This is a genomic window from Massilia aerilata (assembly GCF_042656905.1).
GTDB lineage: Bacteria > Pseudomonadota > Gammaproteobacteria > Burkholderiales > Burkholderiaceae_D > Telluria > Telluria aerilata.
Window position 1 is genome coordinate 341,155 of record NZ_JBHSMZ010000026.1, and the last position, 17,718, is coordinate 358,872.

Below are 17,718 nucleotides of genomic sequence, written 5' to 3' on the forward strand. Positions count from 1 at the left end.
TACATCAACGACTCTGTTGCGGTGCGTCAAATACACTTTTCTTCGCCATACAACAAAACGAAGAAAGGTCTCACCATGAAAAACTCAATCCTGAGCATGATGATTGCCGTCCTGGGTTTTACCGCGACGGCCGCGATGGCGCAGGAGTCGCCCTGGCTGGTCCGGGCGCGCGCGGTGCACATCGATCCAGCCGACAAGTCCGATCCGGTCGGCGGCGCTGGCGCCAGTGACCGCCTGCACGTCAGCGACAAGTGGATTCCCGAAGTCGACATCGCTTACTTCTTTACGCCGCACTGGGCGGCGGAACTGGTGCTGACCTATCCGCAGAAGCACACCGTCACCCTCGACGGCGCCAGCATAGGCACTTTCAAGCACCTGCCGCCGACCCTCACCGCGCAGTACCACTTCCTGCCCGGGACCACCATCGATCCTTATGTCGGCGCCGGCCTCAACTACACTCTGCTCTCTAAGGTGGCCTTGCTGAACGGCGGGGCGCGCCTCGAACATGACAGCCTTGGCCTGGCGCTGCAGGCAGGCGTCGACTTCAGGATCGACAGCCGCTGGTCGGTCAATCTCGATGTCAAGAAGGTGCAGATTCGCAGCGATGTCGAAATCGACGGCGTGCGCGCCAGCCGCGTGAAGGTCGACCCGGTCCTGCTGGGCCTGGGCGTCGGCTACCGCTTCTGAGCCGCCTCTACAAGTTACCGCTTTCTCCAAGCGAGCCGGTTGTGGCCGGTTTATGCCGGCCTTGCGCCGGCTTTTTTCATGCGCTCACAGCCCGTAGGCTTGTCTCACCTCGTCCACGTAGCGCCGGCGCGAGCTGCGCGCCACTTCATGCGGCGCAAACGGCGCACTGGCGCGGTCGAGCAGCAGTCCGGAACGCGTGCACAGCCCATAAGTCCTGTCCAGGAAGTGCCGCCATTCGGCGCCGATGTGGGCATCGCCCGCCAGCGCCTGTGGATACCCGAGCTGCTTATCCACAGCTATATTACTCAGAGACTGCCGGTAGCGCTGCGCGAACACGGCGTAGGCCTGCTCCGGCCCGTTCAGCGCTTCCAGCAGCCCGGCCCAGGCCACATACCCTTGCGCATACCAGTCGATGGCGTGGCTTTCCGCATGCGGGCCGAAGAAGGAATCGCAGGCCAGGTCCAGGCGCAGCCGGTAAGAGGGCCGCGGCATCATGCCGGCAGCTTGCAGCGCGTCGAGGCGGGCGCCGGTCATGCAGGTTTGCGCCAGCAGCTGCGCGCGCGTCAGGAAGTGGTTTTGAAGGTAGTCGATCAGGTTCATGCCCGCCATGCTAGGGCAGGGCGCCGCCGCGATGCTCCGCTGACGCTCGAAGTATCAAGAAGCAGCTCAGCGCCGGATCGTCGCCCGCAGCGGCCCGCGCAGCGCATTGCACACCACGATCTCCTGGGCGCGCTCCAGGGTTTCGCGCGAGATCGGGCATTCGATCGCATTCCAGGCCGGGTCTTCCAGCAGCAAGCCGCGCATCACGCCGGGCAGCACCCCCGAGGACAGCGGCGGCGTGTACCAGCGCTCGCCGACGCGCACGAACACGCTGCTGCGGCCACCCTCGGCCAGTTCGCCGCGCTCGTTGAAGAACAGGGTGTCGAAGGCGCCCACGCTTTCAGCAAGCTTCCAGGCGGCGTCGTAGCGGCTGCGGATATTCGTTTTATGGCGCGCGAACAAGGAAGTGGAATCGACCGGCTCGTCGGACAGCAGCACTTCCACCGGGCCTGCCAGCGGCGCCAGCACCGAGGTGTGCACGACGACTTCTCCGTCCGGCTGCAGGGCCAGGCGCAGGCGGTGCGGCGTGTTCGCCGGCAGCACCGCGCAGGCGGCGATGGCGCCGGCCTGCGCCAGTTCCTCGGTGAAGGGATAGCCGAAGTAGGCGGCGGACGCCCGCAGGCGCGCCAGGTGGCGTGCCAGGTGGCGGCAGCCGTCTTCGCGGGTGGCGTAAATGGTCTCGAAGATTTCGAAGGTATTCGGCAGCCCGGTGAGAAAACCCGCCTTCAGCCGGCACTCGGCATATTCGGCGCCCGGATCGCTGTCGTAGACGATGCCGGCACCGACCCCGAGCTCGCCGTGGCGCACGCCATTGTGCTCCGGATGCAGCACCAGGGTGCGGATCGGCACGGATAGACAGAAGTCGCCGAAGCGCGCGCCGTCAGGGGCGCCAAAAGCCGGCGGATCGATCCAGCCCAGCGCGCCCGTGTAGATGCCGCGCGGGGCCGGTTCCAGCTCGCGGATGATCTCCATGGTGCGGCGCTTGGGCGCGCCGGTGATCGAGCCGCAGGGGTACAGGGCCTCGAAGATGTCGTTCAAGGAGATACCGTCGGCCAGCTGGGCCTGCACCGTGGAGGTCATCTGCAGCACGCTGCTGTAGCGGCGCACCTCGAACAGGGCCGGCACGCCGACGCTGCCGGTGCGCGCGATCCGTCCCAGGTCGTTGCGCAGCAGGTCGACGATCATGAGGTTTTCGGCGCGGTTCTTGGGGTCGGCGGCCAGCGCGCTGGAGCGCACCGCGTCGACGGCCCTGTCACCGCTGGCCGGCGCGGTGCCCTTCATCGGCCGCGCCAGCAGGCGCCCGGCGTCGTGGCGCACGAACAGCTCCGGCGACAGCGACAGCACCGCGCAGCCGTCCGGCAGGCCGATCAGCGCGCCATACGGCACTGGCTGGCGCTCGCGCAGGCGCGCGTACAGCGCGTGGATCGAGCCGAAGGCGTCGAAGCGGATCCGGTAGGTGTAGTTGACCTGGTAGGTGTCGCCGGCGGCGATGTAGTCGCGGATGCGCCCGATGGCGCGCGTGAAGGTGGTTTCGTCGACGTTGCTGCGCACATCGGCGATGCCGGCCGGGCCGGTCGTGCCGGCGCGCTCCGCCAGCCAGGCCTGCACTTCCTCGTTCGAGAGCGAGTCGTAGCCGCGGAACAGCAGCACCTGGGCCAGCGGGGCTTCGTGCAACTGAGCCTGGGCCTGCGCCGGCGGCACAATCTTCAGCAGCTGCTCGCCCAGTTCGTAGCGCAGCACCGGCACCGCGTACAGGCCGGCCGCCAGCGCTTCCTGCAGGCGCGCCAGCAGCAGCGGCCATTCCTCGGCCGCATGGCAGGCCAGCATGCCGGCGTAATCGCGGTACAGGCGCGAGCGCGCCGGCGGACTGGCGTCCGGGCTGGCGTCGTCGAGCAGGGCGAAGATGTCGTTCATTGCAGCGCAGGCGCTCGGGCAGCGAGCAGCAGCGACAGCTGCAGGCCGCTGTTCTCCGCCGGATGCTGGCGGAAGCCGCTCTTGGCGAAGCGGTGCCAGCGTCCGGTCACATAGGACACCAGCAGGCTGGCGCGCGCGGCCACGTCTTCCTCGCGCCCGTGGCCCTGGGTGACGGCCACCCGCAGCGCGCCTTTGAAGGCCAGTTCGACCTTGTCGTAGAACTGGTTCATGCGCAGCTGCAGGCGCTCGTCCTCGCCCACCAGGGCGTCGCCGATCAGCACCCGGGTCATGCCCGGATTGTTGGCGGCGAAGGACAGCAGCATCTGCAGCATCGCGTGAGCCTGGGCCACGCCGTCGTCTTCGCGCTCGACAATCTGGTTGCAGAGGCCGAACACGCTCGATTCGATGAACTCGATCAGGCCTTCGAACATCTGGGCCTTGCTGGCGAAGTGACGGTACAGCGCCGCTTCCGATACCGACAGCTTCGCGGCCAGCGCGGCCGTGGTGATCTTTTCGCCCTTCGGCTGTTCCAGCATCGCCGCCAGGGCTTGCAGGATCTGCAGTTTACGTTGGCCCGGCTTGGTGCTTGCCATGTTGTCGCGGTGCTCCGTGTTCAGGTCGAGATTCGGTTCGAGTTCAGGTCGCTGAGCGCAGCCGGCGCAGGTGCGACGGCAGCTGAAGCACGGATTTTACTTTGACATCGACGTAGGCGGGTCGTTTTAGCATCTTCGGCAAGGGCGCTTTACCGATCGGATCGCTGAAGCGCAGGTATTGCGTGACCCAGGCCGTGCGCACGCCGAGGCGCTTGGCCTGCTTCAGGTTGACCAGGGTGTCCTCGACCAGCACGCAGCGCCGCGCCGCCAGCCGGTGTTTTTTCAACAGGCGCCGCAGCATCAGCGTCGACGGTTTCGGCCGCAGCTGGCGGTGCACGTGCATGTCCTCGATCGCGATGTGATGCGCGAAATGGCGCTGCAGGCCGATGTGGCGCAGCACCTGCTTCGAATACGCGGTCGGCGCGTTCGTCAGCAGGATCTTGCGGCCGGGCAGGCGCTTCAGCAGGCGCGACAGGCCGCGCTCCCAGCGCACCATGTCATGCAGGGCCTGCAGGTCGTGCGTCTCGCGCAGGAAATCGGCGGCATCGACCTGGTGGTGGCGGATCATGCCGAGCAGGGTCGCGCCGTAGCGCTTCCAGTAGCCGAGCCGGGCCGCGTTCACCGCTTCCGCGCTGGCCGGCGTGACGCCGTCGCCGAGCACGCGCGCGATATACGTGTTCATGTTGGCGCTGATCGCAGGAAAGATCGCGTGGGACGCGTCGTGCAGGGTGTTGTCGAGGTCGAACAGCCAGACGATGGGGGACGGTGTAGGCACGGCAAGCTTTGCTAAGAGAGGCAGCCTTGCATTATATCGACACCGGTATCTGCGTATGCGCAGAGGGTCTCTGTCGGACAGTTTGATAATGAAATAACAATTTTTCATTCATTCCGACTGGAGGCCATATGCGCCGCCCGCTCTTTGCCTTCCTGTTCAGCCTGCTCTGGCTGCTCGCGTCCACCGCCTCCGCGGCTGCCGCCACTGAACGCGGCGCCCTGTTCAAGGTCAGCCTGGACGGCCACGAAATGCATTTGTTCGGCACCCTGCACGTCGGCCTGCCCGAGTTCTATCCGCTCGAGCCGCGCATCGCCGAGGCGCTCGGCCAGGCGTCCACGCTGGCGCTCGAGCTCGACCCGGCGCAGCCGCAGCGCGAACTGCTGCGCGCGGTGCGCGAGCACGGCATGCTGGACCCCGGCGCGGCCGGCTACGACGCCATGGAGGCGCAGCAGCGCGCCCTGCTGGACAAGCTGATCGAACAGGGCCGCCTCGACGCCTCCCGCGTCATGACATTCAAGCCGGTGCTGCTGGCGACCCTGCTGACCCTGGCCGAGTACACCAAACAGGGTTACCGCACCGATCTGTCGAGCGAAGCCTGGCTGGTGCGCCAGGCGCGTGCGCAGGGCGCCCGCGTGCTGGAGCTCGAATCGCTGGACCGCCAGCTGTCCCTGCTCGACCGCCTGGCGGAGCCGGACCGCTGGCGCTTCCTCGACGAGATGATGGCCGCCATCGTCTCCGGCGCCCAGCGCAGGGAAGCGCGCAACATGGTGCAGGCCTGGCGCAGCGCCGACCGCGAGGCCCTCGACGCGATCGCCGCGCGCTGCGAGCTCGACGCCAGCGTGTCCGGCAGCTTCGTGAACAGGGTCCTGCTGAAGGAACGCAACGCGGGCCTGGCCAACAGTTTATTGGACTTGCTGCGGCGGGAACCGAAGACCTTTGCCGCGGTGGGCGTGCTGCATTTGCTTGGCTCCGAAAGCGTACCGAAGCTGCTGCAGGAGAAGGGCGTGCAGGTCGAAAGGATTTACTGAGCGGGAAAATAAAAAAGGCCCGAACGAGTCGGACCTTTTTTATTTAAATCTGGCGGAGCGGACGGGGCTCGCCCACATCCTGCGGGCCGCGGAATCGCTTGCAAGCGATTCCCTTCGAGCCCGAAACCGGATCTCCCGCAGGGGAGATCCTCCTGTACCTGAAAATAAAAAAGGCCCGAACGAGTCGGACCTTTTTTATTTAAATCTGGCGGAGCGGACGGGGCTCGAACCCGCGACCCCCGGCGTGACAGGCCGGTATTCTAACCAACTGAACTACCGCTCCAGATGGTGCCCTTGACGTGGATTGAACACGTGGCCTCTCCCTTACCAAGGGAGTGCTCTACCACTGAGCTACAAGGGCATCAGACATTCATTTCGCAGCACCTTGAAGCGCTGCAAAATTTCAGTGAGACCGGATCATAGTGCCAAAGGCCTGTTCGGTCAAGACTTCCAGCAACAAACTGTGTTCAATGCGCCCGTCGATGATGTGCACGGTATTGACGCCGGACTTGGCGGCATCCAGTGCCGACGAGATTTTCGGCAGCATGCCGCCGGAAATCGTACCGTCCGCGAACATCTCGTCGATCTCGCGCGCCGACAGGTCGGTCACCAGCTTGCCCTGCTTGTCCTGCACGCCGGCGATGTTGGTCATCATGATCAGCTTTTCGGCTTTCAGGATTTCCGCGATCTTGCCGGCGACGACGTCGGCGTTGATGTTGTAGGCCTGGCCATCCTGGCCGAAGCCGATCGGCGAGATGATCGGGATGAAGGCGTCGTCCTGCAGGGCTTTCACCACCGCCGGATTGATCGCTTCGATTTCGCCGACAAAGCCGATGTCGAGGAATTCGCCCGGCTTTTCCTTGTCCGGCATCGCCATGCGGCGTGCGCGGATCAGGCCGCCGTCCTTGCCGGTCAGGCCGACCGCCTGGCCACCGTAGTGGTTGATCAGCATGACGATGTCCTGCTGGACTTCGCCGCCCAGCACCCACTCGACCACTTCCATGGTCTCTTCGTCGGTGATGCGCATGCCTTGCACGAAAGTGCCCTGCTTGCCGATCTTTTTCAGGGCATTGTCGATCTGCGGACCGCCGCCATGCACCACCACCGGGTTCATGCCGACCAGCTTCAGCAGGATGACGTCGCGCGCGAAGCCGTGTTTCAGGCGTTCGTCGGTCATCGCGTTGCCGCCGTATTTGATGACGATGGTTTTTCCGTGGAAATTACGGATATAGGGAAGTGCTTCGGCCAGGATCTGCGCCTTGATCTGCGGCGAGACCGCAGTCAGGTCGTTCTTCTGGTCGTCGCCCGTCATTGAGCTCAGCGTAGCGTTCATTGGGGGTCCAAAAAGAATTTGCGAGATTTTACAGGCAATGGCCCGTCGCAGTGCGCATTATAAAGGCAGCTTGTTGTATTTTCCGGTCTGTCCGGCTAAGGTGGGTCCATGAGCACTTGTACGCGTTGCGGCGCCAGCTTCGGCTGCGCCATGGTCGATGGCAGCGATGCCCCCTGCTGGTGCACCAGCCTGCCGCCGCTTGTTCCCTTGCCCAAGCCCGCCGGCACGGATGCGCCCGCGCCCGGCTGCTGGTGTCCGGCCTGCCTGCGCCAGCATATCGCGCTTCACCATCCGGCGTCGTCCGGAACAAGTCCCTGAGCTCAACGGCGGGTCCGGAAGAAGCGCATCATCTCGCGGCTCGCGTTCGGGCCCTTGCCGTCCGTGTAGGTGCCGCGCGCATCGCCGCCCGACCAGGCGTGACCGAAACCATGCACCAGCCAGTGTTCCGCGTGGATGCTGCCGTCCGGCTGGCGGTGCACCGTGCGCGTAAAGGCGTGGCCGTCCGGCACCCGGCCCGGCTCGACCGCGATCTGCTCGCCGGCATGGCGGCGCCGGCGCCGGATCAGTTCTTCGCCATTCGCCGGATGCACGGTGGTGTCCTGGTCGCCGTGGAAGACGATGATCGGCAGCTCGCGCACCTTGTTCCCTTTCGGGCGGCGGAAGTCGCCTTTCATCGCCGCCATCGCGGTCGGCAGGTCGTGCGCGGCCGCGAAGGGCAGGCCGGAGTGCACACCCACCGCCGCGTACAGCTCGGGATACAGCGTGCCCATGATGGCCGACATCGCACCGCCGGCCGACAGGCCCGCCACGTAGACCTGTTCCGGATCGATCGTGTAGCGCGCCATGATCTCGCGCGTCATGCCGGCGATGATCGACGGCTCGCCCTGGTCGCGTTTCTGGTCGATGGCATTGAACCAGTTCCAGCAACGGTGGGCGTTGGCCTGCTGCGACTGCGCAGGGTACAGCACCAGGCAGACATGCTCCTCGGCCAGCACGTTCATGCCGGTGCCGAGCGCGAAGTCGTCCGGATTCTGGGTGCAGCCGTGCAGCATCACCAGCAGCGGCGCGGCCTGGCCGGCATAGGTGCTCGGCACGTAGAGCTTGTAGTCGCGGGTGCCGGCGTCGTTGGTGAACGAAGCGTCGATGAAATGGCCGGGCATGCCGATCGCGGCGGCGCCGAGCGACAGCGGCGGCACATTGAAGGGATTCACGGACTGGCCGATACGGCTGAGGTCGGCCAGCATGTCGGAGACGGGATCGAAGCTCATCTGTTTGGAGGCCGTTGCTTGTGTTGCCGCGGGGTGCATGCTCGAGGCGGTCTTGATCGACTCGCGCATCATGGTGCGCGCCACGGACGGGCCGCGGCGCATCAGTGATCGGGTGGCGGCGCGCATCTGCGCCAGCATTTTTTTACTCAGGGACATCAGCCCTCCTTTGTCGGCGCCATGGCCGCGCTTCCAGTGTTGCCCAGTCTTGGTCAGCAAACTTGCACCAGGCTTACTGTGCGGGCCAAAGGGTCGCACTCTACGCCCATGCGCTGCCGGGTCAAGCGCGATTCGTCCGGATACGTTAATCTGCCCACCATGAGCCCAACATTTCAGCCAGGCATCTGCTTCGAGTGGCAGTACACGGTACCCGAGCGCGCCACGGTGCCTCAGCTTTATCACGATACCGCATTCTGCCGCGACATGCCGGATGTGCTCGCTACCGGCTACATGGTCGGGATGATGGAGCTTGCCTGTGTGCACGGCATGATGCCCTACATGGACTGGCCGAATGAACAAAGCCTCGGCACCATGGTCAATTTCCAGCATCTGGCGCCGACGCCGCCCGGCATGACCCTGCGCGTCAAAGGCGAAGTCGTCGAAGTCGACGGCCGCCGCGTGCGCTTCAAGGTCGAGGCCTGGGACGACGTCGAACGCATCTGCGAAGGCATCCACGAACGGGTCGTGATCGACCCGGCGCGCTTCAATGCCAAGCTGGCGGGCAAGATCGAGAAAGCTGCTGCATGAACCCCGAAGACCGTACCCCCATCCCATCCCCCTGCATCAACATCTGCCGCATGGTGCCTGCCACCGGCCTGTGCGAAGGCTGCATGCGCACGATCGAGGAGATCGTCGCCTGGGGCCGCGCCGACGACGACTATAAACGCGCCGTGTGGGCCGAGATCCGGCGGCGTGAAGCGCAGTTGTTCGAATGAGTACATGATGCAGCTGCCGGCCTCGATGCAGGTGTTCGAACGCGGCTGGCTGTCCGCCAACAACATCCTGTTCGTCGGCCGCGATGAAACGGTCCTGGTCGATACCGGCTATGTGACGCATGCGCCGCAGACGCTGGCGCTGGTTCGGCACGCGCTCGGCGACCGGCCGCTGGACCGCATCGTCAACACCCATCTTCACTCCGATCACTGCGGCGGCAACGCGGCTTTGCAACAAGCCTTTGGCTGCCGCATCGCGATTCCCGTGTTCGAGGCGGACAAGGTGCGGGACTGGGACGAGGCGGCGCTGAGCTACCGGGCCACCGGCCAGCAATGCGCGCGCTTTGGGTTCGACGAGACAGTGTCGCCGGGCCAGGTGCTGGCGATGGGCGGCCTGGAATGGCAGGCGCTGGCCGCGCCGGGGCACGATCCGCACGCGCTCTTGTTCTGGTGCGCGGAGGAGGGCATCCTGATCGCCGGCGACGCCTTGTGGCAGAACGGCTTCGGCGTGATCTTTCCCGAGCTGGCCGGCGAGCCCGGCTTCGGCGAGGTGAAGGCGACGCTCGACCTGATCGCGTCCTTGCGGCCGCGGCTGGTGATTCCGGGCCACGGCGCGCCTTTTACGGATGCCGACGCGGCGCTGCAGCGGGCATATTCCCGGCTGGATTACCTGTCCGCCGACCCGGTGCGCAACGCCGAGAACAGCGTCAAGGTCCTGCTGAAATTCTTGCTGATCGAGCGCCGCGCGATGGCGCTGGACGAGGTGGAAAACCTGTTCGGGACGGTGCCGCTGCTGGTGCTGGCGCGCCAGCGCTTCCTGCCGCGGCCGCCTGCCGAGCTGGCGCGGTGGGCGGTGCGGGCGCTGGAGAAGGCCGGCGCGGCGACGGTGCAGGGCGGCATGCTGGTCGACGCCTGAATTAGAGCGCAGGATCTAGCACGATCGTGCTTTTTTCGCCCTATAATCGCAAGAAGCTGGTCCCGATCAACCCTCTGCGAGAACATCCATGGCGCTGCCCCCAGTCCTGCAAGATCTTTCCTTACCCGTCATCGCATCGCCGATGTTCATTGCCAGCAGCCCCACGCTGGTCGCCGCGCAGTGCAAGGCCGGCATCGTCGGCTCCTTCCCGGCGCTGAACGCGCGCCCGGCCGAGCAGCTGGACGTCTGGCTGACGGACTTGCAGCGCGAGCTGGCCGACTACCAGGCGGCGCATCCGGAAAAGAAGGTCGGCCCGATCGCCGTCAACCAGATCGTGCACCAGTCGAACGACCGCCTGGCGCATGACGTCGAGGTCTGCGTCAAGCACCAGGTGCCGATCATCATCTCCTCGCTGCGCGCGCCGCCGCAGGAGATGCTGGATGCGGTGCACGCCTACGGCGGCATCGTGCTGCACGACGTGGTCTCGATCCGCCACGCCGAAAAGGCGCTGGAAGCGGGCGTCGACGGCCTGATTCTGGTCGCGGCCGGCGCCGGCGGCCATGCGGGCGCCCTGTCGCCGTTCGCGCTGGTGGGCGAGGTGCGCAAATTCTTCGACGGCCCGATCGCCCTGTCCGGCGCCATCGCCACCGGCGACGCGATCCTGGCCGCCCAGGCCATGGGCGCAGACTTCGCCTACATCGGCTCGCGCTGGCTGGCGACGAAGGAATCCAACGTCAACGACGCCTACCGCACTGCGATTGTGGAGTCCGCGGCCTCCGACATCGTGTACACGAATCTGTTCACCGGCGTGCACGGCAACTACCTGAAGAAATCGATCGTGGCGGCCGGGCTGGATCCGGACAACCTGCCGGTGTCGGACAAGAGCAAGATGAGTTTTGGATCGGGCAGCGCCAAGGCCTGGCGCGATATCTGGGGCGCGGGGCAGGGCGTCGGCTTGATGGATGATGTGCCGACGGTGGCGGAGATGGTCGAGCGCCTGGCGCAGCAGTATCAGGCGGCCAGGGCGCGTTTGGGTATCAAATAAGCGTCGTTCCCGTTAGCTTCAAAACCGTCATCCCCGCGCAGGCGGGGATCCAAGTTCGCCGATCCGAGCGAACGCTTGCGACGACTCATCCTCAACTTGGGTTCCCGCCTGCGCGGGAATGACGGGGTAGGGCGCGGGAAGTCATTTCGGGCAATGCCCGGAATGACGATTATTCAGCCGCAGGCGGCGATTCTTCCACCTGCTTGTCCTCGTCCTTGATCACCCACAGTCCCGGCAGGTTACGCCAGTAACCATGCGCATCCATCCCGAAGCCGACCACGAACTGGTTCGGGATGGTCAGCCCCACGATATCCGCCTGCACCGGCTTCTGCTTGCCCAGGTCCTTGTCCGCGAACACGGCCAGGATCACCTCGGCCGCGCCCATGTCCAGCAGGCGCTGCTTCACGTGGGCCAGGGTCTCGCCTTCGTCGAGGATGTCGTCGACCACGATGATGGTGCGGCCGGCCACGTTCTGGCGCGGGATCACCTTCCACACGACTTCGCCGCCGCGGTCCTGGTCGCCGTAGCGCGTGACGTGGATGTAGTCGAATTCGAGCGGGAAGCGCAGCTGGGGCAGCAGGTGGCCGGTGAAGACCACCGCGCCGCCCATCACGCCCAGCACCAGCGGGAATTCGCCGGTGCTGTCGCTGTCGAAGCGGCTGTTGAGCACCTCGGCGACGTTGCGCACCGCGGCTTGCACCGTGTCGGCGCTGACGAGTTCCTCGGCGCGGGCCAGCAGGTCGCGCGCGCGGGTGTAGTGGAAGTCTTGTTCTTGCATGATTTATTGTGAGAAAAAGAATGCAGCGCCGATTATCCGCCAGATTGCGTTGGGCCAGCGTTCCTCTTGGTTCAACGCAAGGAGGCTCTGCGCCATATACGGACAGAGGGGGGTATGATACATAGCTTGGAGAATTCCCAACACATTCGTATCCCCGATATGCCAGCAACCACCGACACCACCGGCCTGCGCGCCGAACGCCTTTCCCAACTGCGCGCCGTGATGGCCCGCCACCAGGTCGACGCCTTCATCGTCCCTTCCGCCGATCCCCACCTGTCCGAGTACCTGCCCGGCCGTTGGAAGGGCCGCGAATGGCTGTCGGGTTTTACGGGCTCGGTCGGCACCTTCATCGCCACCCAAGATTTTGCCGGCGTCTGGACCGACGGCCGCTACTACACCCAGGCCGAGCAGGAGCTGGCGGGCACCGGGATCCGCCTGATGAAGATTCCCTCGGGCGCCAGCCTGCTGCACATCGACTGGCTGGCCGAGACCATGCAGCCGGGCCAGACCGTCGCCGTCGATGCCCGCGTGCTGGGCCTGGCCGTGGCGCGCCTGCTGGAAGACGCCCTGAAAGCGCGCGATATCAAACTGCGCACCGACCTCGACCTGCTCGACGAGATCTGGCGCGAGCGCCCCGGCCTGCCGGCGGACGCGGTCTACGAACACGAAGCGCCCTACGCGACCATGACGCGCGCGGATAAGCTGCACGCCACCCGCAACGCGATGGCCAAGCTGGGCGCCGAGCGCCATTTCATCTCGACCCTGGACGACATCGCGTATTTGTTTAACCTGCGCGGCGCCGACGTCAGTTATAACCCCGTGTTCGTGGCCCATGCGCTGGTCGAGCCCGCGCGCGCGACCGTCTTCGTCGCCGACGGCAAGGTCCCGGCCGCGCTGCGCGAACGCCTGGAGCAGGACGGCGTGCGCGTCGCCCCCTACGAGCAGGCGCGCGATGCGCTGCAGGCGCTGCCTGCGGGTAGCAGCCTGCTGATCGACCCGCGCCGCATCACCGCCGGCATGCGCGCCGCCGTGCCGCAGGGCGTGCGCGTGGTGGAGGCGATCAACCCGACCACGTTTGCGAAATCGCGCAAGCTGCCGGCGGAAGCCGACCACGTGCGCGATGCGATGGAACAGGATGGCGCCGCGCTGTGCGAGTTCTTCGCCTGGCTCGAGCCGCTGCTGGCGGACCCGCAGCGCGCGCCGCTGACGGAGGTCATGATCGACGAGCAGATCACGGCGGCACGCGCACGCCGTCCCGGTTTCGTCAGCCCCAGCTTCGGCACCATCGCCGGCTTCAACGCCAACGGCGCGATCATGCACTACCGCGCCACGCCCGAGAATCACGCCACCATCACCGGCGACGGCCTGCTGCTGATCGACTCCGGCGGCCAGTACCTGGGCGGCACCACCGACATCACCCGCGTGGTCCCGGTCGGCGTACCCACCGCCGCGCAGAAGCGCGACTTCACGCTGGTGCTGAAGGGGATGATCAACCTGTCGGTGGCGCGCTTCCCGCGCGGTACCAGGGGGCCGATGCTGGATGCGCTGGCGCGCGCCCCGATCTGGGCCGCCGGCATCGACTACGGCCACGGCACCGGCCACGGCGTCGGCTACTTCATGAACGTGCACGAAGGCCCGCAGGTGATCTCGCCGACCGCCATGCCGGAGCCGCACACCGCGATGGAGCCGGGCATGATCACCTCGAACGAACCGGGCATCTACCGCCCCGGCAAGTGGGGCATCCGCATCGAGAACCTGGTGCTGGCGCAGGTGGCCGACACCACCGAGTTCGGCGAATTCCTCGGCTTCGAAACGCTGACCCTGTGCCCGATCGACACCCGCTGCATCGACATGAGCCTGATGCGCGGCGACGAGGTCGCGTGGCTGAACGACTACCACCGCAGCGTGCGTGCGCGCCTGCTGCCGCTGGTCGACGGCGCCGCCCGCGACTGGCTCGAACAGCGTACCCGGGAGATCTGAATGGCAGCCGGCATCCGCTCCACCCGCGCCAGCGCCGCCGTCGACCGGCTCAAGCGGCGCACCGGCGTCACCACGTATTCGATGGCGCGCACCGGCGCCGGCCACTTCTTCCTGTCCGAGAAGGCCGGCGCGCCGCCGCTGTGCCCACCGATGGAGCTGGACGACTTCGTGAAATTCGTCGACGGCCTCGGGCCGCAGCCGGAAAAGCGCATCACCAAGAACGACGCGGCCTTCGAAAAACAACTGGTGCGAAAGAAGCAGCCTTGAATCCGGTGACACCGCAGAACGCCGTCCTGACCCTGCCGGACCTGGTCCACCTGTATTGGTCGCACGCGGAACTGCAGACCAACGCCCTGATTCTGCTGCACCTGATCGGCGCGCTGCTGCTCGGCCTGATGGTCGGCTACGAGCGCTCCTACCATGGCCGCGCGGCCGGCATGCGCACCTATGGCCTGGTGTGCATGGCTTCCTGTGCGCTGACCATCATCGCCGGCTACCCGAACGCCTGGTATGGCGGGCATGGCGCCGCGGTGGCGCTGGTCGACCCGACCCGCGTGATCCAGGGCGTGGTCACCGGCATCGGCTTCCTCGGCGCCGGCGTGATCATGCGCTCGGGTTTCAATATCAGTGGACTCACCACGGCGGCCTCGATCTGGGCTTCGTCGGTGATCGGCATCATGGTCGGCGTCGGCTTCTACATGGCGGCGATGGGCCTGGCCTTCTTCTCGGCGATGATCATGATCTACCTGAACCGCGCGGTCAGCCTGCTGCCCTCGCGCCAGGCGGTGGCGGTGACGCTGCGTTTCAAGCCCGGCGTGCGGCCGCAGGAAGACGAGCTGCGCACGATGGCGCTGGAACGCGGCTACGAGATCGCCGGCGGCTCGCTCACCATCGGCAGCGACAAGGGCTGCCAGGAATGGCGCTTCGTGGCGCTGGCGCTGGCGAATCACGCGGGCGCGCCGCTGTCCTCGCTGGCCTCGGAGCTATCGACCTTCGAAGGCGTGGACGGTTTCCTGCTCTCGCACGCCCGCAACTGACAGGAATTCAACATGACAGCACAGGAAGTACGCGATTTCTGGTTCGGCGCACCCGGCAGCGACGCCGCCGGCCAGCCGCGCAAGGAATGGTTCGTCAAGAGCGAGGCTTTCGACGAGGAGATCAAACAGCGTTTCGGCGCCATCATTCCCCAGGCGATTGCCGGCGGCTTGCGTGAATGGGATGCCGAGGGGCCGCAGGGCGTCCTGGCGCGCATCCTGGTGCTCGACCAGTTCACCCGCAACGCTTATCGGAACAAGCCGGAATCCTTCGCCGGCGATGCACTGGCCCTCGCGGCCGCGCGCGAGCTGGCCGACAGCGGCGCGCACAAGCAGCTGCCGCCCTTGCTGCGCGCCTTCGCCTACATGCCTTTCGAGCACGCCGAGGACGCCTTCATGCAGGAGCGCGCCGTCGAGCTGTTCACGGCGCTGGCCATTGAGCACCCGGGCTTCGACGACATGCTCGACTATGCGCACCGCCACCGCGGCGTGATCGCGCGCTTCGGCCGCTTCCCGCACCGTAACGAGATCCTCGGCCGCGCCTCGACCCAGGAAGAGATCGAATTCCTGCGCCAGCCGGGTTCGCGCTTCTGATGGCGCCCACGCTGAACATCGTCGGCGCCGGCCATGTCGGGCGCGCGCTCGGACGTTTATTCGCCACGCGCGGCGTGTTCGCCGTGCAGGATGTGCTGACCCGCTCGGGCGGCAGTGCGCAGGCGGCGGCGGCCTTCATCGGCGCCGGCCGTTCTGTCGATGCCATCGTGGCGCTGCGGCCGGCCAGTGTGTGGATGCTGGCCGTCTCCGACGACCGCATCGCCGAAGTCGCGCAGCAGCTCGCGGCCAGCGTTGCGATGAAAGATGCGGTGGTGTTCCACTGCAGCGGCGCCAAGGCCTCCGCCGAACTGGAGGCGCTGCGCGCGGCCGGCGCCTTCGTCGCCAGCGTGCACCCGGTGCGCAGCTTCGCCGATCCGGCGCAGGTGGCCGCCGCCTTCGACGGCACCTTCTGCGGCGTCGAAGGGGATGGTCAGGCGCTGGCGCTGCTGGTACCGGCCTTCGAGGCGATCGGGGCGCGGGTGGTGCCCATCGACGCCAGCGCAAAGACCGTGTATCACGCGGCCTCGGTGTTCGCCTCGAACTATCTGACCACGGTGCTGGACGCCGCGCTGCGCGCCTACCAGGCGGCCGGCATCCCGGCGGCGGCGGCGCGCGAACTGGCGCGGCCGCTGGCCACCGAAACTCTTGCCAATGTGTTCCGGCTGGGACCGGAGATGGCCCTGTCCGGCCCGATCGCGCGCGGCGACACCGCCACCGTGGCGCGCCAGCAGGCGGCGCTGTCGGCCTGGGACCCGGCCACCGGAACATTGTACGAAGCGCTGGCCTCGGCCACCCGTACCCTGGCGCGGCGCAAGCATGGAGAGCAGACATGATCAAATGGAGTGCTTGGGCGACCCTGGCCGTGCTCGGCGTGTATGTCTGGACCGGCGTGATGGCCGGCTGGGCGCGAGCGAAATACAAGGTGCCGGCGCCGCAAATGGACGGTCCGCTGCCTTTCCTGAGTGCGCAACGGGTGCAGGCCAATACCCTCGAGCAGTTGCCGCTGGTGCTGGCGCCGCTGTGGCTGTGTGCTTATTACCTGGGCGATACCTGGGCGGCCGCCGGCGGGTTGCTGTGGTGCCTGGGGCGTATCCTGTATGCGCTCGGCTATTACCGCGACCCGAGCAAGCGCGAAGCCGGCTTTATGATCGGCATGCTGGCTTGCGGCGCCCTGGTCGCGGGCAGCGTGGCCGGATTGCTGTTGCAGTAGAGCAAAAATTCAGCAGGCTCACGTCGACAAAGTTCCCGTAGTGCAATAAGCTGGGAAGTCTAGACCACGGAGGATCGCATGCTGTTTTTGAAGAGTACCAGCGTTACCAAGGCGCCGGGCATTTACGAAGTCGATGTCGCTGCCAAACCGCCTGGCAAGACTTTCGGCGTCTTCCTGGCTACCGACCCGGACAGTCCGCCGCAGGCCGTGCTGACCGCGCTGCAGGAACTCGGGTTCAAGAACACCTATCAGCAAGGCTATGTCCACAAGGACAAGGGCAAGGTGCTCGACATGCACTTCCAGAAAGACGGCACCGATCTGTTCAATGGCTGGAAGACCGACGAGTGCGCGAGTAACCTGGCGGCGTTGGATGCGCTGTTTGGTAACTTTGGCGTCACAGTGACGCCGCGCGTGATGAGCCTGGCCGAAGCCTACGCTTAAACCACCTCGATGTGATACAAGGCCCAGGGGCAAGCTGCAAAGCGCTGCCCCAGCGGCAGCTTTGCCATGTCCGGTACCCGGTCGGCGTCATAGACGGCCCATAGCGGTCCCAATCCTCCCAGCGGCATCGGCTTGCCGTCCACGTGCGTGGCGACGATGAAGCGCCGTGCGTGCGCGTCACCCAGCAAGAGCTCGACCTTGTAGCCGTCCACCGCGCGCAGCACCAGCACGGTGTGGTGCCCGAGTCTGGCGCCGGCGCGCGCCAGCACGTCTTCCAGCAGCGGCCCGCGCAAGCTATGCGGCTTGCCGTCGTATTCCAGCGTCGGCTTGATCGTCTGGGCCGGCAGCGCGCGCAGGGCGGCGTCGTCGAACACCCAGGCCTGGCGGAAGCTCACGCCGTGCTTGTGCATCATCTGGTCGAGCGCCGGGTCGAAGGGTCCGCGGTTGCCGCGGTCGATGTTGCCGGTGACCGTCAGCAGGGCCGGGCCGTCCGGCGGCGCGGGCTGGGAGCCGGCTGCGGCCCGGCCGGCGAGCGGAAGGGCGCCGGCCGCTGCCGCCGCGCCGAGGAACTGGCGTTTGTTCATGCGAAAATG

At 66.3% G+C, this 17,718-nt stretch carries 22 protein-coding genes and 2 tRNA genes; 14 read left to right on the forward strand and 10 right to left on the reverse strand.

The window, feature by feature from the left end; all coding sequences use genetic code 11:
* Positions 1-75: 75 nt before the first annotated feature.
* Positions 76-687: an OmpW/AlkL family protein gene (locus tag ACFPO9_RS26845; protein ID WP_379777343.1), complete on the forward strand. Its 612-nt coding sequence runs from the start codon at positions 76-78 to the stop codon at positions 685-687.
* Between the two features lie 84 nt (positions 688-771).
* Here ACFPO9_RS26845 and ACFPO9_RS26850 read toward each other — a convergent pair whose 3' ends face one another.
* From ACFPO9_RS26850 to ACFPO9_RS26865, 4 genes are all read right to left on the reverse strand, one after another.
* Positions 772-1,287 carry a DUF6058 family natural product biosynthesis protein gene (locus ACFPO9_RS26850; RefSeq protein ID WP_379777345.1) on the reverse strand — a complete coding sequence of 172 codons (516 nt, stop codon included), beginning with the start codon at positions 1,285-1,287 and terminating at the stop codon, positions 772-774.
* A gap of 66 nt (positions 1,288-1,353) precedes the next feature.
* Positions 1,354-3,201: a chorismate-binding protein gene (locus tag ACFPO9_RS26855; RefSeq protein ID WP_379777347.1), complete on the reverse strand. Its 1,848-nt coding sequence runs from the start codon at positions 3,199-3,201 to the stop codon at positions 1,354-1,356.
* Entirely contained in the window at positions 3,198-3,794 is a 597-nt protein-coding gene (slmA, locus tag ACFPO9_RS26860) for a nucleoid occlusion factor SlmA (RefSeq protein ID WP_379777349.1), read from the reverse strand. The genes ACFPO9_RS26855 and slmA overlap by 4 nt, the downstream gene beginning before the upstream one ends.
* A 43-nt stretch (positions 3,795-3,837) precedes the next feature.
* Positions 3,838-4,569 carry a pyrimidine 5'-nucleotidase gene (locus tag ACFPO9_RS26865; protein ID WP_379777351.1) on the reverse strand — a complete coding sequence of 244 codons (732 nt, stop codon included), beginning with the start codon at positions 4,567-4,569 and terminating at the stop codon, positions 3,838-3,840.
* Between the two features lie 128 nt (positions 4,570-4,697).
* Here ACFPO9_RS26865 and ACFPO9_RS26870 point away from each other — a divergent pair, with 128 nt between their 5' ends.
* Positions 4,698-5,597: a TraB/GumN family protein gene (locus ACFPO9_RS26870; RefSeq protein WP_379777353.1), complete on the forward strand. Its 900-nt coding sequence runs from the start codon at positions 4,698-4,700 to the stop codon at positions 5,595-5,597.
* 206 nt (positions 5,598-5,803) lie between these two features.
* Here the strand turns inward: ACFPO9_RS26870 and ACFPO9_RS26875 are convergent.
* The 3 genes from ACFPO9_RS26875 to argB form a co-directional block, all read right to left on the reverse strand.
* Positions 5,804-5,880: transfer RNA gene (locus ACFPO9_RS26875), tRNA-Asp, on the reverse strand.
* Between the two features lie 3 nt (positions 5,881-5,883).
* Positions 5,884-5,958 (reverse strand) — tRNA-Thr (locus ACFPO9_RS26880).
* A gap of 42 nt (positions 5,959-6,000) precedes the next feature.
* The gene (gene argB, locus ACFPO9_RS26885) at positions 6,001-6,930 is read right to left on the reverse strand and encodes an acetylglutamate kinase (protein ID WP_379777355.1); all 930 of its coding nucleotides are present in this window, start codon (positions 6,928-6,930) and stop codon (positions 6,001-6,003) included.
* A 108-nt stretch (positions 6,931-7,038) separates the two neighbouring features.
* Between argB and ACFPO9_RS26890 the strand changes: the two genes are divergently transcribed.
* Positions 7,039-7,248 (forward strand): cysteine-rich CWC family protein, encoded by a 210-nt coding sequence (locus ACFPO9_RS26890; RefSeq protein WP_379777357.1) that lies wholly within the window; start codon positions 7,039-7,041, stop codon positions 7,246-7,248.
* A gap of 2 nt (positions 7,249-7,250) precedes the next feature.
* Here ACFPO9_RS26890 and ACFPO9_RS26895 read toward each other — a convergent pair whose 3' ends face one another.
* Positions 7,251-8,354 (reverse strand): extracellular catalytic domain type 1 short-chain-length polyhydroxyalkanoate depolymerase, encoded by a 1,104-nt coding sequence (locus ACFPO9_RS26895; RefSeq protein WP_379777359.1) that lies wholly within the window; start codon positions 8,352-8,354, stop codon positions 7,251-7,253.
* A gap of 159 nt (positions 8,355-8,513) precedes the next feature.
* Between ACFPO9_RS26895 and ACFPO9_RS26900 the strand changes: the two genes are divergently transcribed.
* The 4 genes from ACFPO9_RS26900 (at position 8,514) to ACFPO9_RS26915 (ending at position 11,088) form a co-directional block, all read left to right on the forward strand.
* Positions 8,514-8,942, forward strand: a complete 429-nt coding sequence (locus tag ACFPO9_RS26900; protein ID WP_379777361.1) for a thioesterase family protein — start codon at positions 8,514-8,516, stop codon at positions 8,940-8,942.
* The gene (locus tag ACFPO9_RS26905; RefSeq protein ID WP_379777363.1) at positions 8,939-9,130 is read left to right on the forward strand and encodes a DUF1289 domain-containing protein; all 192 of its coding nucleotides are present in this window, start codon (positions 8,939-8,941) and stop codon (positions 9,128-9,130) included. The genes ACFPO9_RS26900 and ACFPO9_RS26905 overlap by 4 nt, the downstream gene beginning before the upstream one ends.
* Before the next feature lie 4 nt (positions 9,131-9,134).
* Positions 9,135-10,043 (forward strand): MBL fold metallo-hydrolase, encoded by a 909-nt coding sequence (locus ACFPO9_RS26910; protein ID WP_379777365.1) that lies wholly within the window; start codon positions 9,135-9,137, stop codon positions 10,041-10,043.
* An 88-nt stretch (positions 10,044-10,131) separates the two neighbouring features.
* Complete coding sequence (locus ACFPO9_RS26915; protein WP_379777367.1) at positions 10,132-11,088, forward strand: NAD(P)H-dependent flavin oxidoreductase; 957 nt, start codon at positions 10,132-10,134, stop codon at positions 11,086-11,088.
* Positions 11,089-11,257: 169 nt separating this feature from the next.
* On the opposite strand, the gene ACFPO9_RS26920 is transcribed toward ACFPO9_RS26915, so the two are convergent.
* Positions 11,258-11,866, reverse strand: a complete 609-nt coding sequence (locus ACFPO9_RS26920; RefSeq protein WP_379777369.1) for a hypoxanthine-guanine phosphoribosyltransferase — start codon at positions 11,864-11,866, stop codon at positions 11,258-11,260.
* Positions 11,867-12,025: 159 nt separating this feature from the next.
* On the opposite strand from ACFPO9_RS26920, the gene ACFPO9_RS26925 reads away from it, so the two are divergent.
* The 7 genes from ACFPO9_RS26925 to ACFPO9_RS26955 all read left to right on the forward strand — a co-directional run bounded on the left by ACFPO9_RS26925 (position 12,026) and on the right by ACFPO9_RS26955 (position 17,125).
* Positions 12,026-13,846 carry an aminopeptidase P family protein gene (locus tag ACFPO9_RS26925; RefSeq protein ID WP_379777371.1) on the forward strand — a complete coding sequence of 607 codons (1,821 nt, stop codon included), beginning with the start codon at positions 12,026-12,028 and terminating at the stop codon, positions 13,844-13,846.
* Positions 13,847-14,113, forward strand: coding sequence for a hypothetical protein (locus ACFPO9_RS26930; protein WP_379777373.1), 267 nt, complete (start codon positions 13,847-13,849; stop codon positions 14,111-14,113).
* A gap of 5 nt (positions 14,114-14,118) precedes the next feature.
* Positions 14,119-14,883, forward strand: a complete 765-nt coding sequence (locus tag ACFPO9_RS26935) for an MgtC/SapB family protein (protein ID WP_379777661.1) — start codon at positions 14,119-14,121, stop codon at positions 14,881-14,883.
* A 12-nt stretch (positions 14,884-14,895) separates the two neighbouring features.
* A complete protein-coding gene (locus ACFPO9_RS26940) occupies positions 14,896-15,474 on the forward strand; it encodes a DUF924 family protein (RefSeq protein ID WP_379777375.1) in 579 nt (192 codons plus the stop codon).
* Positions 15,474-16,307, forward strand: a complete 834-nt coding sequence (locus ACFPO9_RS26945; protein ID WP_379777377.1) for a Rossmann-like and DUF2520 domain-containing protein — start codon at positions 15,474-15,476, stop codon at positions 16,305-16,307. Before ACFPO9_RS26940 ends, ACFPO9_RS26945 begins: the two co-directional genes overlap by 1 nt.
* A complete protein-coding gene (locus ACFPO9_RS26950; protein ID WP_379777379.1) occupies positions 16,304-16,684 on the forward strand; it encodes an MAPEG family protein in 381 nt (126 codons plus the stop codon). The genes ACFPO9_RS26945 and ACFPO9_RS26950 overlap by 4 nt, the downstream gene beginning before the upstream one ends.
* 78 nt (positions 16,685-16,762) lie before the next feature.
* Positions 16,763-17,125, forward strand: a complete 363-nt coding sequence (locus tag ACFPO9_RS26955; protein ID WP_379777381.1) for a hypothetical protein — start codon at positions 16,763-16,765, stop codon at positions 17,123-17,125.
* On the opposite strand, the gene ACFPO9_RS26960 is transcribed toward ACFPO9_RS26955, so the two are convergent.
* The gene (locus ACFPO9_RS26960; RefSeq protein ID WP_379777383.1) at positions 17,122-17,709 is read right to left on the reverse strand and encodes a putative pterin-binding protein; all 588 of its coding nucleotides are present in this window, start codon (positions 17,707-17,709) and stop codon (positions 17,122-17,124) included. The genes ACFPO9_RS26955 and ACFPO9_RS26960 overlap by 4 nt on opposite strands.
* Between the last annotated feature and the right edge of the window lie 9 nt (positions 17,710-17,718).

Excerpts from the sequence above, each read along its gene's own strand:
- ACFPO9_RS26845 (WP_379777343.1), top strand. The coding sequence starts at position 76 with ATGAAAAACTCAATCCTGAGCATGATGATTGCCGTCCTGGGTTTTACC.
- ACFPO9_RS26850 (WP_379777345.1), bottom strand. The coding sequence starts at position 1,287 with ATGAACCTGATCGACTACCTTCAAAACCACTTCCTGACGCGCGCGCAG.
- ACFPO9_RS26855 (WP_379777347.1), bottom strand. The coding sequence starts at position 3,201 with ATGAACGACATCTTCGCCCTGCTCGACGACGCCAGCCCGGACGCCAGT.
- slmA (WP_379777349.1), bottom strand. The coding sequence starts at position 3,794 with ATGGCAAGCACCAAGCCGGGCCAACGTAAACTGCAGATCCTGCAAGCC.
- ACFPO9_RS26870 (WP_379777353.1), top strand. The coding sequence starts at position 4,698 with ATGCGCCGCCCGCTCTTTGCCTTCCTGTTCAGCCTGCTCTGGCTGCTC.
- argB (WP_379777355.1), bottom strand. The coding sequence starts at position 6,930 with ATGAACGCTACGCTGAGCTCAATGACGGGCGACGACCAGAAGAACGAC.
- ACFPO9_RS26890 (WP_379777357.1), top strand. The coding sequence starts at position 7,039 with ATGAGCACTTGTACGCGTTGCGGCGCCAGCTTCGGCTGCGCCATGGTC.
- ACFPO9_RS26895 (WP_379777359.1), bottom strand. The coding sequence starts at position 8,354 with ATGTCCCTGAGTAAAAAAATGCTGGCGCAGATGCGCGCCGCCACCCGA.
- ACFPO9_RS26900 (WP_379777361.1), top strand. The coding sequence starts at position 8,514 with ATGAGCCCAACATTTCAGCCAGGCATCTGCTTCGAGTGGCAGTACACG.
- ACFPO9_RS26905 (WP_379777363.1), top strand. The coding sequence starts at position 8,939 with ATGAACCCCGAAGACCGTACCCCCATCCCATCCCCCTGCATCAACATC.
- ACFPO9_RS26910 (WP_379777365.1), top strand. The coding sequence starts at position 9,135 with ATGATGCAGCTGCCGGCCTCGATGCAGGTGTTCGAACGCGGCTGGCTG.
- ACFPO9_RS26915 (WP_379777367.1), top strand. The coding sequence starts at position 10,132 with ATGGCGCTGCCCCCAGTCCTGCAAGATCTTTCCTTACCCGTCATCGCA.
- ACFPO9_RS26920 (WP_379777369.1), bottom strand. The coding sequence starts at position 11,866 with ATGCAAGAACAAGACTTCCACTACACCCGCGCGCGCGACCTGCTGGCC.
- ACFPO9_RS26925 (WP_379777371.1), top strand. The coding sequence starts at position 12,026 with ATGCCAGCAACCACCGACACCACCGGCCTGCGCGCCGAACGCCTTTCC.
- ACFPO9_RS26930 (WP_379777373.1), top strand. The coding sequence starts at position 13,847 with ATGGCAGCCGGCATCCGCTCCACCCGCGCCAGCGCCGCCGTCGACCGG.
- ACFPO9_RS26940 (WP_379777375.1), top strand. The coding sequence starts at position 14,896 with ATGACAGCACAGGAAGTACGCGATTTCTGGTTCGGCGCACCCGGCAGC.
- ACFPO9_RS26945 (WP_379777377.1), top strand. The coding sequence starts at position 15,474 with ATGGCGCCCACGCTGAACATCGTCGGCGCCGGCCATGTCGGGCGCGCG.
- ACFPO9_RS26950 (WP_379777379.1), top strand. The coding sequence starts at position 16,304 with ATGATCAAATGGAGTGCTTGGGCGACCCTGGCCGTGCTCGGCGTGTAT.
- ACFPO9_RS26955 (WP_379777381.1), top strand. The coding sequence starts at position 16,763 with ATGCTGTTTTTGAAGAGTACCAGCGTTACCAAGGCGCCGGGCATTTAC.
- ACFPO9_RS26960 (WP_379777383.1), bottom strand. The coding sequence starts at position 17,709 with ATGAACAAACGCCAGTTCCTCGGCGCGGCGGCAGCGGCCGGCGCCCTT.